Raw genomic sequence first — 14,956 nt, forward strand, 5'->3', positions numbered from 1 at the left:
CCTGCTGTGCAGGTCGCCGCCGGAGGCCCAGTCACTCCGGATGGCTTGTGTTTTCACATCAGACCTTGTTCGTCAATATCGTTCGACGATTTTATCGGAGAAAAACGCCAAACCATGAAGTTCGACCCTTTGCGCCACCATATGGACGCGGCGCCCGTAGGACGGTATTGCCGGACGACAAACTTGATGGACCGATGATGACCAAAGCCGCGACAAAACAGGCGCCAACCGCCAATGACAGCCTTCCCGTGACGGAGAATGAGAGCGCGACCGACAAGGTGGCCGAAGCCATCACCCAGGGCATCCGCACCGGCGTGTTCGTGCCGGGGCAACATCTGCTGGAACCGGACCTGACACGCCGGCTGGGCATCAGCCGGGGGTCGCTGCGCGAATCGCTCAAGCATCTGGCCGCCGCCGGCATCGTCACGCTGAACCGCTATCGCGGCGCCTATATCGGCCTGCTCGACCGGACCGCGTCGCTGCAACTGCTCGACACGCTGGAGCCGCTGGCGCGGCTGGCGGCACGACTGGCGGCGGAAAATTGCACCACGGCTGAAGCGCGTAGCAAGATAGAGGCGGCGATCGCCGACCTGGATCGCGCAGCGCGATCCGGCAACCGCGCCCATTATCTGGAGTCGCGGCGCGGCTTTTACGATGCGATGATCGACCTTGGCGGCAATCGCGAACTGGCGCGCGTCATCCCCCTGTCCCGCACCGACCTGTTCCGCGCGCAGATCGAAACGGTTCAGTCCGACACGCAGCGCAAGCGTCATGCGTCAGGCTATGGGCCGATCGCCAAAGCCATCATCGCCGGCGACCCGAAAAAGGCCGATCTGGCGGTGAAGAAACATTTCGACGGTACGCGCAAGACGATGACGGAATTGCCGGAAGATATATTCCCGACCATGGGCTGAGCCGCAGAAATCCGAGCCTCCTGCCCGCCCGCCAGCTGGCGCCGCGTCGATTAACCGATGTTTTGGCTGGACGAAATCGTCAGACACATTTAGCCTCCAACCCGACCCCGAACGAATCGGGGCATCGGTCAGGAGAGTTTCATGCTGCGCGTTTCGGCCATCTATCCGAACCTGCCGGGCAGCCATTTCGATGGCGACGACTATGTCGGCCGCCATGCCCCTTTTGCGCGCGACCTACTGGAGCCACTCGGCCTGCGGGGCTTGCGCATCACGCTCGGCACCGCCGCACTGGACGGTGCGCCGCCGCCCTATTGGGCACTCAGCGAACTCTTCTTCGATGATCGGGACAGTTTCGATCGCGCCATGGGCATCTGTGGCGCGGCGCTGATGGGGGATACTCCCCGCTACACCAATGTCGATCCGGTGCTGCAAATCAGCAGCCTGATCGACGCCTGAAAACACAAAATCCGGGAGAATGCGATGCGGAACTTCGTGCGTCATGAAATGGACGATATCGGCCAGCTGATCGGGCTGGACGAACTGCTCAATCACCAGATCGTCGACACATTCTCGTCCACCGCCACGGCGGACCTTGGCTGGACGGAAAAGATCTGGACCGCGCTGGTGCGCAAGGATGGCAGCCTGTCGATCGACTTCGGCCTGGGCCGGTATCATAATCGCGGCGTGATGGACGGCTGGGCCGCCGTCGCGCGCGGGGTGGAGCAGTGGACCGTGCGCGCCAGCCGCGAACTGCGCGACGATCCCACCGAAACCAGCGTCGGCCCGCTGACCTATGAGATTATCGAGCCGCTGCACAAGGTCCGCTACGCGCTGGCAAAGACCGACGCGCAGCCGATCGCCTTCGACGTCACCTTCACATCGGAAATGCCGCCCTTCTTCGAGGATCGGCACAAGCAGCGCGAAAAGGACGGGTTCCGCATCGGGTCCGACGTCGTGCGTTATCACCAGATCGGCGTGCCGTCGGGCTGGGTCGAGATCGACGGCGAGCGGATCGAGATCAATCCGGAGGAATGGACCGAATATCGGGACCATAGCTGGGGCCAGCGGCTGGACGTGGGCGCGCATAATGCCGACGTTCGCCCCTCCTCCGACTTTGGCGACGTGAAGTTCGGCGAAGGCGAGTTCGTGCTGATCTGGAGCCCGTTCATGCTGACCGCGCCCAATGGCGAGAAGCATGCCTATCACTTCTACTTCATGGCGAAGCAGGGCCGCATTTTCTATTCCTCGGGCTATCGCAACCATCCCGACGGGCGGCAGGAAAAGGTCGCGCGCGTCCGCCCCGAGCTGACCTATGACGACAGGACACGGCGCCTGCTGGGCGGCAAGGTGCATTTCGACATGCTGCAAGGCGGCAGCCATACGGTCGAAGTGGAAGTCGCCGGACCGACGGCGGTGCATCTGGGGCCGGGCCTGTATCTGGGCTTTGACGGGCGCAAACATGGATCGTGGAAGGGCAAGCTGGAGGTCGAGGGCGAGAAGTTCGACGACACGCTGGACATCCCCACCTTGAAGCGCATCCGCCAGTTGCGCGACTGCCCGATTTTGGTGCGGGAGGGCGATGCGACCGGCCATGGCATCATGGAAACGATCATCCATGGCGCGCATCCCGACATCGGCCTGACCGCCGAAAATTCGCTGATCTAAGGGGAGGCCCGGACTATGGCGCGCGACACCGACCGTCTTGCGGAAGGGCTGCGCGCCTTTCTGCCCCGTGGCGCCGGCATCACAGGGGTCAAGACCCTGTCGGCCGGCCACAGCAACGAAACCTATCTGGTCGAAGGGCTGAACGAGATTTTGCGCATGCCCCCGTCGGAGGAGGGGCTGTTACCTCCCTATGACATGGCGCGGCAGCATTCGGTGCTGTCGGCGGTGAAGGCGCATGCACCGTCGGTGCCTTTGCCGGCCATGCTGGAACTGAGCACCGATGCGTCGGTGATCGGCGACGATTTTTTCCTGATGGAATGTGTGCCGGGCGAGGCGTTCGAATATGTGACGCCCGACTGGGTGAAGGCCGACCCGGTGGCGGTGCCGGACAGCATCTGTCGCCAATGGTTCGACGCGGTGATTGGCCTGCACAATATGCCCGTAGGCGAAATGCCGCCGGGCGGACGGACCGTGCAGCAGGAGGCGCAGCATTGGCTGGACGTCGCCCGTTCCGCCGAGGCGACGCCCGATCTGATCGGCGTGCTGGAAGATCTGACCGCCCGGCCGCCGCGTATTTCGGGCGCGCCGACGCCGGTGCATGGCGATCCCAAGCACGGAAATTGCCTGTGGCATGAAGGGCGGCTGACCGCCCTGCTCGACTGGGAAATGGCTCAGATTTCGGAGCCTTTGCTGGACCTGGGCTATATATTGATGTTCCACGATCAGGGGGAGGCTTCGCTGGCCGACGCCGGGTTCGAGCAGCCCGGATGGTGGTCGGCCGAACGCATGATCGCGGAATGGGAGAAAGGCACGGGGCGCACCGCGGTCGACGTTGCGCGCTACACCGTGCTGGGCCAGGCGAAGGTCGCGGCGATCATCGCGCTGGGCGCCTATCTCTTCACCAGCGGCAAGGTGGCGGACGTGCGGTTCAAGGCGTTTGGCGCGGTGTTGCCGGCCTATACCAAATTGCTGGTGAGCCGGGCGATGGCGGCGGCCTGAAGATGCGAGGGCGAAGTTCATAGGGTAAGCGCATTTTGGGGCCGAAGCGCTCGCGATGCGCGCCCAACGCTTCCCCGAAGCCTGTCCTGTGAATGGTGGCAGGCGACGGACATGCAACGACGACGCCACAGGGACGCGCCATGACGCGCGGGAGGATGATGTACGGAAGGCGGGGCTGATCCATCCGGCAGGATAGATCAGAGGAAGTCCTATATTGGAAGCGAGATAGGATTGCGGGTTGCTATACTATCCCGCTGCATCAATCGTCATTGTGAGCGCAGCGAAGCAATGACGAGTTGGGCTTATCTCATCGCGCGCGGGTCACGCTGTTGCCGACACCTGCGCTGCTGATTTTGGGCGCAGTCTTGCCGGGCGTGCGCCAGTTGACCTTGTTGCTGATGCCTTCCACCTTGATCGTCGATTGGGCCGCCATCTGCGCGGTGACGACATTGCCGGAGCCTTCGACGGTCAGATGGGTGCAGGCACCTTCGACCGTCACCTGATTGTTGGTACCGGTCACGCTCGCCCTGCCGCCCGCGCAGTCGAGCGTGGAATTTTCGCCCGATCCTTCCAGAACCGCCTGTGCATGCGCGGGCGTCATAACGGCAGCGCAGGCGAAGAGCGCGGCGCTGGCCGCGATGATCCGGAACGCGCTTTCATTGGCCATTATCATCATCCTCCTTGTTTGGGATAATGGGTGGCACAGCCTCTGTAGTTGATCGTGACAGTTGCGACGAACGGGCGCGCGCGGACGATGACCGGCCTGGCGGGGCGACAAGGCTCGCTCGCCGACCCGCGCCTGCGATGGCGGCGCGATGCTCAACATGCACAATCAGGCCGGAACGTCCTAGTCGACGAGGTGATACTCTGGCGGGAGCCGCGGTGGAGCGACGCCGACGGCTTGCGGGGCAGCACGAGCGCCCTGTTGCAGACCGATACGCAGCGCGAGGCGGTGCTGGAATTTCCGCCGCCCAAGCGGTTGCTGAAGGGCTTGCAGCGCGGGCGGCTCCAGCACAACGATGCTATCGTGTCACACGGCATCCGCGCGGCGCTGGCGGCCGGACGGGAACCGACGTCGCGCGGCAAGCCGATGGTCTTCATGGTGGATGCGGACAGGAATTAAAGTTCCGTGTCAGCAGGGGCCGTGCCAGAATAGGCCCTCGCCCAAATCCGACCAGCATTCAGGCAGCATACCAAGGTTTCGCTTGTCCGACGCGAAGCCATACCCCCAGCCGCCGTCGAAATATGGTTTCGTGCCGATATGCACCGATCCATGATACACGGTGACGGAATAGGGCTTCAGTTCGGCGATAGCCGGCGGCCATTGATCCTTCGGAACGTCGGAAGCCCGTTCCATCGCGCTGATCGGGCGAGTGGTCATCAGATGGCGCGCTTCGGCGGCGATCGCCTTCAATCTCTTGGGATCATGGGTCGGGTGTGGGAAAGCGCTGTACAGGCCGAGCGCAACCAATATGATGATCGGGATGGCAATGCGCAGGCGGCCGCGCGATCTGACGTTTCCCTGTTCCCCCATAGGATGAAGCTTACAATTGCGGTGCGCGGCAGCAAGACCCTTTTCGCCATGCCGGGCTTGACCCGGCATCCCGCTCAACGCCTGGAATAGCGCACGAAGAAAAGCGGGGCCCCAGATCAAGTCCAGGATGACGGTGAAGAGCGAGGTCAGCTTAGTGCCCACCCCGCTGCGACTAAACTCGCTTCACTCGTTAAGTCTCGCTACCCCTCCCGTGAACGGGAGGGGAATTTATGATGGCCTTATGCCGCCAGCAAACGCACCAGCGGGGCGGCATATTCGATCAGGGCGCCGGGTTCCGCCAGGATTTCGGTGACGAGGCCGGGCTGATCGACGCAGAGGTCGATCGGTTCGCCCAGTAGTTCAATCCGCGCCACTGCATCGCCCGCCGCCACAGCGCTGCCTACGGACAGGGCCGACACGAAGGAGGCGATGTGCGGGGCGCTGACGAGTTGCTCCACCTTCGCAGCCGCCACCGGTATGGCGGATAAAGGTGCAGGCGCAGCCTCTACCGCGACCGGTGCGTGGAGCGGGTTGGCGCCGCCGCCGGGCGTGGCGACGAACAGTTCATAATCGCCGGAACGCAGATGAATGTCGGCATAACCGGACTGGCGGAACAGGCGCAGCAGCACGCGCGTGTCGGTGATGATATCGGTCATGCGGCTTCCCCCAGCAAGGCGAGCAGCGCGGGCAGCACCGGCTCGGTCACAATGGTCTGCACTCCCTGCGCGCGGGCGATGCGGGCTGTGTCGGGATTGGCGAGGGTCGCGCCTCGCGCGGCAGACGCGCCGTGGAGCAGCGCCGGCAATTCGTCCGGCTCCCCGCCCGACCAGAGCGCGTCGATATCGACCACCCCGTCGATCCCCGCTGCGTCGGCAGGGCGCAGGACGCGCACCGGGCTGCGTTCGCGCGCCCACTCGATCAGCTGGGCGAGCCGGCTGTCGCCCGCCTCATCGGGCATTTCGACCGGCAATTCGCCGGCATAGACGCGGCCCGTTTCGCCATCGACGGTGACGATAGCGCCGGGTTGCGGCCCCTTGCCATCGCCAACACCGACCACGCAGGGGCGGCCGAGCGCACGGCTGACGACGGCAGCGTGGGAGGTGGAGCCACCTTGTTCCGTCACCACCGCCTTCGCCGCGATCATGCCATGGATATCGTCCGGGCTGGTGGTCGCGCGGACCAGGATCACCGCCTCCCCGGCGGCGGCGCGCCGTTCGGCTTCGTCGGGATCGGTGACGACCGTGCCGCAGGCGACGCCGGGGCAGGCCCCCTCCCCCTGCGCGACGATGGCGGCATCCTGCGCGCCGGTGCCCAGGCGCGGCAGCAGCAGCGCGCGCACCTGTTCGGGACTGACGCGGGACAGCGCCTGATCAATGTCGATCAGCCCTTCGCCGACCATCTCCACCGCCGCACGCACCGCCGCGTCGGGCGCGCGCTTGGCCGATCGGGCCTGAAGCAGATAGAGAGTGCCACTCTGCACGGTAAATTCGATATCCTGCATGTCGCGATGCTCCCGCTCCAGCCGGGCGGTCGCGTCGAGCAGCGCGGCATGAGACGCCGGATCGAGATCGCGCATCGCGTCGAGCGCGAGCGGCGTGAACTTGCCGGACACCACATCCTCCCCCTGCGCGCGGGGCAGATATTCGCCATAGGGCAAAGTCTCGCCGGTCAGCGGATTGCGGCTGAACAACACGCCGGTGCCGCTGCGATCGTCCAGATTGCCGAACACCATCGCCTGAATGGTGACGGCGGTGCCCATGTCGTGCGGGATATTGTTATGTTCGCGATATTTCTTCGCGCGGCGCGTGTTCCAGCTGTCGAACACGGCCCGAACGGCGCCGGTGAGACATTCCCTTGGCGTGGCGGGGACATTGACCTGCGCGCGCCATTCGGCGGGTGCGGCGCCATGGTCCAGTTCGACCGGCATTTTCAGCACGATCGAGGCGTAAAGTTCGAGAAAGCGGCGATGCGTGTCGCGGGCGAAATCGGGCAGGCCGGATTCGGCGGTGAGCGCCCCTTCCGCCGCATCGTCGATGCCCAGGTTCAGCACCGTATCCATCATGCCGGGCATGGATATGGCGGCGCCGGAACGAACCGAGAGGAGGAGCGGCTTGTCCGTGCCGCCGAAGTTGCGGCCGGTCGCTTCATTAAGCCACGCGAGGCCCGCCTCTATCTCCGCCTCCAGTCCTTCGGGGAAATCGCTCTGCGCCAGATAGGCGTTGCAGGCCGCCGTCGTGATGACGAAGGCCGGGGGTACGGGCAGGTCCATGCCCCGCATGCGCGCGATCGACCAGGCCTTGCCACCGATCAGGCTGCGATCGGGCAGGCTCGTGCCGTCCAAACGGACGGTCCAGTTGGATGACATCAGCTTATTCCTCCCGGACCCGGCCCATGATGCGGAGCAGATCCTCGTGCAGTTCGAACCAGATGGTGTGATAGCTGTCGCGGCGGATATCGCTGACCCACTCATGCTCGCCGTCTTCGGCGGCTTCGAGCGCCGCCAGCAGCTTTTGCGCGTAGAAGTTCATGCGCGGCCAGCCTTTGGACAAGGCCGCCAGAATCGGTTCGACCTGTTCCTGCACCTCGCCGAGCCGGTCGATCACCGCTTCGTCATGGGCGCGATCGCTATGGTCGTTGGCGACCTTGTTGCCGCCGATGCTGATCGTCTGCCAGTCGGTGATGACCTGTTTCAGGGTCTTGTTCACTCGTTCGAAGGCGAGATAGGCGTTTTCGAACGCCTTGTCCTGCCGCAGGGGTGCGAAGTGCAGGCCATAGCGCGCCTCCAATGCCACGCGGGTCAGCGGGGCGAGGATGAAGGCATCGCCAGTATCGACCACCCGGCCGGTCGCGACCGCATCGGCGAGCAGGGTCGATACGCGCGGTTCGGGCAGGCCAACCAGAGCGGCAATAGCGGCGGCACCGGCATGGCGCTTGATAGCGACGCCGTGGAACACCAGATCGCGCTCATCTATCTTGGTGGCATTGATCATGCCGTCGCCTCCTCCTGAACGAGGCGCCAGACTCGGCCGACCCGGTCGACGCCCTGCTGATAATCCTCGGTCGTCTTGGCAGCCGCCGTCGCTTCGATCGTGACCGTGTCGCCATCGGCGATGCCGGCAATCTTCGCGTTCATCAGGCAGGGAATATTATATTCGCGCGTCAGGATGCCGAGATGCGATCGCACCGTGCCGCCCGCGCAGATGACGCCGGTAAATTGTTCGATGATCGGCGCGGTCAGCGTGCCGCCGCTATCGTCGATCACCGCGATGATGCCGGGCGGGACGCCGTTGGTGAGATAATCCAGCACCCGTTCATTGGTGCGGATGAAGCGGGCGATGCCGGTGATGTCTGCATCATGGCGCACGACATTGTCGCCCACGCCGGCGAGCGCACGGCCGGTTTCATCCGGTTCGCCCTGCGGCGCGTCGGGGTGCGAGAAACTCTCATCCACCTGATCGCCGTCACCGCGCGATTTATAGATATCCGGCCGTTCCGCGACGGAAATACCGGCCGACCAGTCGAAGCGATGACCAGTGGCGAGCAGCCGCCGTTCCACATCCGCCAAGTCCGCCTTGGTCAGGGCCGCGCCGCTGACGCGAAAGCCGTCCCAATCCTGTCCCGATTGCGCGAAACGGTCGCGCAACCTTTCCTGCACAAGGCTCAACGTCGCCTCCACCAGCGGCGAAGCCGGCGGGCGCCCCTTGCGCGCGCTATCGATGGGCAACCCCATGCATCTCTCCTGTTCTTCACGAGTCTGCGCTCTCCCCCTCGATGTGCCGGGTCGCGGCTTTGCTGTCAAGCATCTGACAGATGAAATCGTAGGACGATATTGACGGCAAACTTCGACTCATCTAGCTTGGGCATCAAACAAGTCGATCCGGGAGAGAATGTGTGACCGCCAAGCCCAATCCGCGCATATTGATCGTCAACGACGATGGCATCGACGCGCCCGGCATCCTGTTGCTGGAAGAGGTGGTGCGCCAGTTCAGCGATGATGTGTGGGTGGTGGCGCCGGATGAGGAACGGTCGGGCGCGGGGCACAGCCTGTCCCTCTCCTACCCGATCCGGGTGAAGCAGCGTGACGAACGGCATTTCGCGGTGAAGGGCACGCCGACCGACTGCGCGCTGCTGGGCGTCTATGAATTGCTGGGCGACAAACGGCCCGACCTGCTGCTGTCGGGCATTAATCGCGGGCCGAACCTGGCGGAGGATATCACTTATTCGGGCACGGCATCGGCGGCGATCGAGGGCGCGATGCTGGGCATTCCGTCGATCGCGCTTAGCCAGATATGGAGTTACCAGACGCCGGTGCATTGGGACACGGCGCGCCATTATACGGCGCAGATCTTGCCGCAGCTGCTTGGGCTGGAATGGACGCAGGGCAGTTTCGTCAACGTGAACTTCCCGCATTGTCCGCTCGATCAGGTGAGCGGCGTGCGGGTCACTCGCCAAGGCATGCGCCCACCCGGCTCCTTCCGCCCGATCCCGCGCGTCGATGAACGGCATGTGCCCTATTATTGGATCAAGATCGCCTTCCCGGACGGCGGCGCGGCGGAGGGTAATGATCTGGCCGCCGCGCGCGACAATGCGGTGTCGATCACGCCGATGCAGCTGGACATGACGGCGCATGGCCAGCTGGCGCATTTCCGCACGCTGTTCGAAACCGAACCGGTGGGGGCATGAACGCGCCCGCCACGATCGGCACGACCGAGAAGGTCGCCGACGCCATCCGATCCGGCATCCGCACGGGTCAGTTCGTGCCGGGCCAGCATCTGGTCGAGGCGGAACTGACGCTGCGACTGGGGATCAGCCGATCGTCGTTGCGGGAGGCCCTGCGGCATCTGTCGGGCGACGGGATCGTCGCGATCCATCGCTATCGCGGCGCGCATATCAACCGGCTGACCCGGCGGGAGGTGCGCGACCTGCTGGAGGTGCTGGAGCAGTTGGTGCGGCTGGCGGCGCGGCTGGGTGCGGCGTCGGGCCATGCCAATCGCAGCCTGATGGACGCGGCGCTGCACGCGGCGCGGCGGCATGACGAGGATGGCGACCATCGCAGCTATATCGCGGTGCGGCAGGCCTTTTACGACTGCCTGTTCGAGGTGGCAGGCAACCGGGAATTGCCACGCGTGACGCCCCTGCGGCGTGCTGATTTGTTCCGTGCGCAGATCCGCCCCTATCAGACGCGCGCGCAGCAGGATTCGCATACGGAAGGCTATCGGGCGATCGCGCAGACGGTGAATGACGGCAATGTGGAGGCCGCAGAAGCGGCGGTGGCGGCGCTGTTTGCGCAGACCCATGCGATGGTGGACGAATTGCCGGATGTGGCGTTCGATGTCGATTAAACAATCCCGTTCGGGCTGAGCGACGTCGAAGCCCATGGCTGAGCAGAGGCGAAGCCGCCTCGCGTTGCTCGGCATAGCCCTTCGACTTCGCTCAGGGCGAACGGAGGTCAGTGACTGGCGAGGATCGTCACAGCGCTCAGCCCATCCTCAACCCCATAAAAACCGCCGCTATTTTCCGCGAGCGCGACGCGCGCGCCATCGACCTGGCGCTGGCCGGCCAACCCGCGCAATTGCGTCACCAGTTCGTGGATCTGCCCCAGCCCCGTGGCACCGAGCGGATGCCCCTTCGACACCAGCCCGCCCGACACATTGACCGGAATGCGCCCGCCCAGCGCCGTCACGCCCGCTTCGGCATCATGCCCCGCCTGCCCCGGCGCGCTGAGGCCGAGCGCTTCGACCTGCACGATTTCGCCCGATGAACTGGCGTCATGCACTTCGGCGACATGCACGTCCTGCGGGCCGATTCCAGCCTTTTCATAAGCACGCGCCGACACGATGCGGGTGACATGGCGGACATAATCATCGGGCGCGCGGTCGGTGCCGCTCTGCGATTCCGTCGCCAGCACGCGGACCGCGCGCGCCTGCGGGAAGCGGTCGAGCAGGTCGCCGGCGCACAGAACCGCCGCCGCCGCACCGTCGCTGATCGGCGCACACATCGGCACGGTCAGCGGCCAGCTGACATTAGGGGCGGCCAGCACCTCCTCTATGCTCATGGCATTGCGATATTGGGACAGTGGGTTGAATTGCGAATGGCCATGGTTCTTGGCGGAAACGGCCGCGATCTGGCGCTGGGTCGTGCCATAGGTCGCCATGTAAAGCCGTGCCTGCGCGGCATAGGCATCCATCATGATATTGGGGCCGGGGCCGTCCAGCCCATCCGGCGCGGGCGCCAGCATGCCTTTCGTGCCGTCGATATAGCGTTGCGCCTCGATCGCATCGAGCGGCTGCTGGAACACGGCGAAGCGTTTTGCGCGATCGGCGCTGTAGAGCTTTTCCACGCCCACGATCAGCGCCACATCGGTCAGGCCCGCGCGGATATAGTCCGCCGCGACATGCAGGCCGATCGTTGCGCTGGCGCAGGCGGCCTCGACATGCAGCACGCGCACCCCCTGTATGCCGAGCGGCCGCAGCGCATATTCGCCGGGGATCGACATTTCGCCGGCGAAGAAGCCCTGAATGACATTGCTGTAGATCGCCATGCCCAGGTCGCTGGCCTTCGCACCAGCATCGGCCAGCGCTTCGCCGACGGCCTGTTGAGCAAGGTCGGTATGAGTGCGGTCGAGATGCCGGCCGAAGGGCGTCATGCCGACGCCGATGATATGGACGTCGCGCATCAGATTTTCCTCCCCGCCTCTTCCCAATACGGTTTGCGCAGTTCCGCGCGCGACACCTTGCCGGCGTTGGTGCGCGGCAACTGGCGGATGATCTCGATCCGCTTGGGCGTCTTGACCGCGCCCAGCGCTTCGCGGGCGAAGGCGATCAGCGTTGCTTCCTGCGGCTTGTGGCCGGGGCGCGGCTCTACGAAGGCGATCACCGCCTCGCCCCATTTCTCGTCGGGGATGCCGACGACCGCGCAGTCCTGTACGGCGTCATGGGCCAGCAGCGCCTTTTCCACCTCGGCCGGATAGACGTTGAAGCCGCCGGAAATGATCATGTCTTTCTTGCGATCCACCACATAGAACCAGCCATCTTCATCGCGCACGCCGATGTCGCCGGTATGGTGCCAGCCATGGGTCGAGACTTCAGCGGTGGCCTGCGGGTTCTTGTAGTAACCCGCCATCACCAGCGGCCCGCGCACGACGATCTCGCCACGCTCACCGGGGGGCAGGATGTTGCCGTCATCATCCATGATCTCGACGATGGAGAGCAGGTTCGGACGGCCGCAACTGCCCGGATGGGCAAGGTCGCCAGCTGCGTTCAGATGCTCGTGCGGCGGCATGGCGGTGACGCACATGGGCGCTTCGGTCTGGCCGAAGCTGGCGTTCATCACTGGGCCGAAGACGGCGATCGCTTCTTTCAGCCGATCGAGCGACATGGGGGCGCCGGCATAGCTGATATATTGCAGGCTGGAGAAATCCGCTTGCGCCACGCCGGGGTGCGACAGCAGCATGTAGATCGCGGTGGGCGGCAGGAACATATAGGTGACGCGGTGCTGCTCGATCGCGTCGATCACCGGCTGCGGATCGAATTTGGGCAGGATGACGACGCTGCCGCCCAGCGCCATGCTGGCCAGCGCGAGCGGGCCGGCGGCGTGGGTCATGGGGGCTGCGACCATATTCACCGGCGGGGTCTTCATCGGCATCGAGGCGGCGAGGCTGGAGACGAGCGCCTGCCAATTGCCGTTGGTCAGCATCACTCCCTTCGACCTGCCGGTGGTGCCGCCGGTATTGGCGAGGAAGCCAAGCTCCTGCGGGTCGCCGGCGCGGCGCTGGGGCACAGGCGGCGCGTCTGGCTCAAGGCGATCTTCGAGGAAGAAATCGGCCTCGTCGAACGCCCGGTCGAGCGCGATGTAGCGGCGGATGTTCGGGCATTGGGCGCGAAATTCGGCGACGCGGTCGGCGACTTCGGAATGGACGAAGAGCGTGTCGACATCGAGCAGGTCGAACAGATAGGCGTTTTCGGCGACGCTGGCGCGGTTGTTGGCCATCGCCCAGACGCCGTCGGCGCGCAATATGCCCAGCACCGCCTCGAACGCGGCCATGGCGTTGCCGCTGAGCACGGCGGCGTGCGCGCCGGGGGCGAAGCCGTCGGCGATCAGCAGCGCGGCGATGGCGTTTACGCGCTGCGCGACTTCGGCGTAGGTCTTTTGGCGGTCGCCCTCGATCATGCAGGGCCGGTCATGGGCGATGCGCAGGCCGCGATCGAAATAGTCGATCATTCGCATGGGTTAACTCCCGGACACCCGTTCGTGCTGAGTAGGGACTGAGCGAAGTCGAAGGCCCATATCGAAGCACCTCGCGCTGGCCCCGATCCTTCGATACGCTGCTTCGACTTCGCTCAGCAGCTACTCAGGACGAACGGCGTTGTTTATGATTGCGCGCCCTACCGCCGCAGCGTCAGGTCCAGCGCACTCGATTTGATCTGCACCAGCGGCGCGGTGGCGAGTTTCACCAGCTTCTGCACCTGCGCCAGTTCGGGCGAGGATAGAGTGGGATAATCGCGCGCCACCGGGCCGGCCTTGCGCATACGGTCGATGTCGGACGCTGGCACAAGCGCGCGCAGGATCAGTTCATCGTCATTTTCCCCGGTGCCATGGCGGCGGCGCAGTTCGGCGAGGTCGGGCTGTTCGGGCGGGTTGGCGAGGATTTCCTTCGCGCGCGGCTTGGACAATATCTGATCCAGCACGTCGCCGTCGATCGGCGCGACCGGATCGCCATAGAAGCCCGCCGCGTACTGGATCACCTCGTCCGGCACGACCGAATAGCGCTTGCCGGTCACGATGTTCAGCACGGCCAGCGTGCCGACCAGCTGGGCGAAGGGCGTCGCCATGCCTGGATAGCCGAGTTCGCGGCGGACCAGCGCGACTTCAGCCAGCACGGCGGGCAGCTTGTCGAGCATATTCTGCTGGACCAGCTGCGCGCGCAGCGTACCCATCATCCCGCCGGGGATCTGATGCTTGAGCGCGGTCACATCATATTCGAAGAACTGGTTGACCAGGAAGCCGGCCGCCTTGCCCACCCGTTCGAAATGGTCGGCGACGGGCTTCAGCAGCCGAGTGTCGATATTGTGGGTGTGGCCCATCATCTCGACATTCTTGGTCATGATCTCGATCGAGGGGATGGACGGGCCGTTGGCCATCGGCCGGACGGCGGTGTGGAGGACGGTGACGCCGAACTCGATCGCGTCCATATAGGTCTTGGCCGACTGGCCGAGCATGTTGTTGGCGTGCATCTCGATCGGCTTGCCGCGGGCCTTGGCGACGATGGCGGGGACGAGGGTGGAGATGCGGTCGCGATCGAGCACGCCGCCCGTGTCGTAGAGCAGCAGGCTGTCGACTTCGGGCAGCGCCGAGAGCTTGTCCGCCTTGTCGGCATAATAAGCGTCGTCATGGACCGGCGACAAGGTGAAGAGCATGGTGCCGGCGACCTGACAGCCATGGCCCTTGGCGATCTTCGCCAGCCGGTGCATCTTGTCGATGTTGAAGAGGACGTCGTAGAGCCAGAAGCTACGCAGGCCGTGGACGCAGAGGCGATCCACCCACAGGTCCATCAGCACGTCGGGGGTGAAGCCGAAGGTGACGGAGCCGTTGGAGCGGCAGCCCGCGCGCAGCGGCGTATTGGGCATGGATTGGACCAGCAGGTCGAGGCCGGCCCAGGGATCTTCCTGGCAATGGCGGGTGAGGACTTCGAACAAGGACGAGCCGGCGAGGCTGATGATATTATAGCCAGTGCGGTCGATGATCGGGGTGACGGGCAGCGCCATGCCGGCCTGCATCCGCATCCCCCACAGGCTCTGCTGCCCGTCGCGCATGGTTTCGTCGAGGAAGGTGATATGGGCCATGC

The 14,956-nt window shown here is 64.7% G+C and carries 16 protein-coding genes; 7 read left to right on the forward strand and 9 right to left on the reverse strand.

From position 1 onward, the window contains the following. The first annotated feature begins 194 nt into the window (after positions 1-194). The 4 genes from RQH62_RS07650 (at position 195) to RQH62_RS07665 (ending at position 3,578) form a co-directional block, all read left to right on the forward strand. Positions 195-914, forward strand: a complete 720-nt coding sequence (locus RQH62_RS07650) for a GntR family transcriptional regulator (protein WP_311268175.1) — start codon at positions 195-197, stop codon at positions 912-914. Positions 915-1,055: 141 nt separating this feature from the next. Further along, complete coding sequence (locus RQH62_RS07655; protein WP_311268176.1) at positions 1,056-1,370, forward strand: EthD family reductase; 315 nt, start codon at positions 1,056-1,058, stop codon at positions 1,368-1,370. Between the two features lie 24 nt (positions 1,371-1,394). Then, positions 1,395-2,579 carry a hypothetical protein gene (locus tag RQH62_RS07660; RefSeq protein ID WP_311268177.1) on the forward strand — a complete coding sequence of 395 codons (1,185 nt, stop codon included), beginning with the start codon at positions 1,395-1,397 and terminating at the stop codon, positions 2,577-2,579. A 15-nt stretch (positions 2,580-2,594) separates the two neighbouring features. After that, positions 2,595-3,578 (forward strand): phosphotransferase family protein, encoded by a 984-nt coding sequence (locus RQH62_RS07665; RefSeq protein WP_311268178.1) that lies wholly within the window; start codon positions 2,595-2,597, stop codon positions 3,576-3,578. 307 nt (positions 3,579-3,885) lie between these two features. Here the strand turns inward: RQH62_RS07665 and RQH62_RS07670 are convergent, their stop codons facing one another. Continuing rightward, a complete protein-coding gene (locus RQH62_RS07670; protein WP_311268179.1) occupies positions 3,886-4,245 on the reverse strand; it encodes a DUF3060 domain-containing protein in 360 nt (119 codons plus the stop codon). Positions 4,246-4,299: 54 nt separating this feature from the next. On the opposite strand from RQH62_RS07670, the gene RQH62_RS07675 reads away from it, so the two are divergent. Continuing rightward, positions 4,300-4,701 carry a hypothetical protein gene (locus RQH62_RS07675; protein WP_311268180.1) on the forward strand — a complete coding sequence of 134 codons (402 nt, stop codon included), beginning with the start codon at positions 4,300-4,302 and terminating at the stop codon, positions 4,699-4,701. A 9-nt stretch (positions 4,702-4,710) separates the two neighbouring features. Here RQH62_RS07675 and RQH62_RS07680 read toward each other — a convergent pair whose 3' ends face one another. From RQH62_RS07680 to RQH62_RS07700, 5 genes are all read right to left on the reverse strand, one after another. Further along, entirely contained in the window at positions 4,711-5,112 is a 402-nt protein-coding gene (locus RQH62_RS07680) for a hypothetical protein (RefSeq protein ID WP_311268181.1), read from the reverse strand. A 239-nt stretch (positions 5,113-5,351) separates the two neighbouring features. Beyond that, the gene (locus RQH62_RS07685) at positions 5,352-5,768 is read right to left on the reverse strand and encodes a hypothetical protein (protein ID WP_311268182.1); all 417 of its coding nucleotides are present in this window, start codon (positions 5,766-5,768) and stop codon (positions 5,352-5,354) included. Then, entirely contained in the window at positions 5,765-7,477 is a 1,713-nt protein-coding gene (locus RQH62_RS07690; protein ID WP_311268183.1) for a pyruvate, phosphate dikinase, read from the reverse strand. Before RQH62_RS07690 ends, RQH62_RS07685 begins: the two co-directional genes overlap by 4 nt. 4 nt (positions 7,478-7,481) lie before the next feature. Beyond that, positions 7,482-8,102 carry a hypothetical protein gene (locus RQH62_RS07695; RefSeq protein WP_311268184.1) on the reverse strand — a complete coding sequence of 207 codons (621 nt, stop codon included), beginning with the start codon at positions 8,100-8,102 and terminating at the stop codon, positions 7,482-7,484. After that, complete coding sequence (locus RQH62_RS07700; protein ID WP_311268185.1) at positions 8,099-8,842, reverse strand: PEP-utilizing enzyme; 744 nt, start codon at positions 8,840-8,842, stop codon at positions 8,099-8,101. Before RQH62_RS07700 ends, RQH62_RS07695 begins: the two co-directional genes overlap by 4 nt. A gap of 161 nt (positions 8,843-9,003) precedes the next feature. Between RQH62_RS07700 and surE the strand changes: the two genes are divergently transcribed. Continuing rightward, the gene (gene surE, locus RQH62_RS07705) at positions 9,004-9,795 is read left to right on the forward strand and encodes a 5'/3'-nucleotidase SurE (protein WP_311268186.1); all 792 of its coding nucleotides are present in this window, start codon (positions 9,004-9,006) and stop codon (positions 9,793-9,795) included. After that, positions 9,792-10,454 carry a GntR family transcriptional regulator gene (locus RQH62_RS07710; RefSeq protein ID WP_311268187.1) on the forward strand — a complete coding sequence of 221 codons (663 nt, stop codon included), beginning with the start codon at positions 9,792-9,794 and terminating at the stop codon, positions 10,452-10,454. The genes surE and RQH62_RS07710 overlap by 4 nt, the downstream gene beginning before the upstream one ends. Before the next feature lie 107 nt (positions 10,455-10,561). On the opposite strand, the gene RQH62_RS07715 is transcribed toward RQH62_RS07710, so the two are convergent. The 3 genes from RQH62_RS07715 to RQH62_RS07725 form a co-directional block, all read right to left on the reverse strand. After that, a complete protein-coding gene (locus tag RQH62_RS07715) occupies positions 10,562-11,788 on the reverse strand; it encodes a thiolase family protein (protein ID WP_311268188.1) in 1,227 nt (408 codons plus the stop codon). After that, the gene (locus tag RQH62_RS07720) at positions 11,788-13,338 is read right to left on the reverse strand and encodes an AMP-binding protein (RefSeq protein WP_311268189.1); all 1,551 of its coding nucleotides are present in this window, start codon (positions 13,336-13,338) and stop codon (positions 11,788-11,790) included. Before RQH62_RS07720 ends, RQH62_RS07715 begins: the two co-directional genes overlap by 1 nt. Positions 13,339-13,496: 158 nt before the next feature. After that, a complete protein-coding gene (locus RQH62_RS07725; protein ID WP_311268190.1) occupies positions 13,497-14,954 on the reverse strand; it encodes a pyruvate carboxylase in 1,458 nt (485 codons plus the stop codon). Positions 14,955-14,956 lie beyond the last annotated feature (2 nt).

It is taken from the genome of Sphingobium sp. WCS2017Hpa-17, assembly GCF_031843765.1.
Classification (GTDB): Bacteria; Pseudomonadota; Alphaproteobacteria; order Sphingomonadales; family Sphingomonadaceae; genus Sphingobium.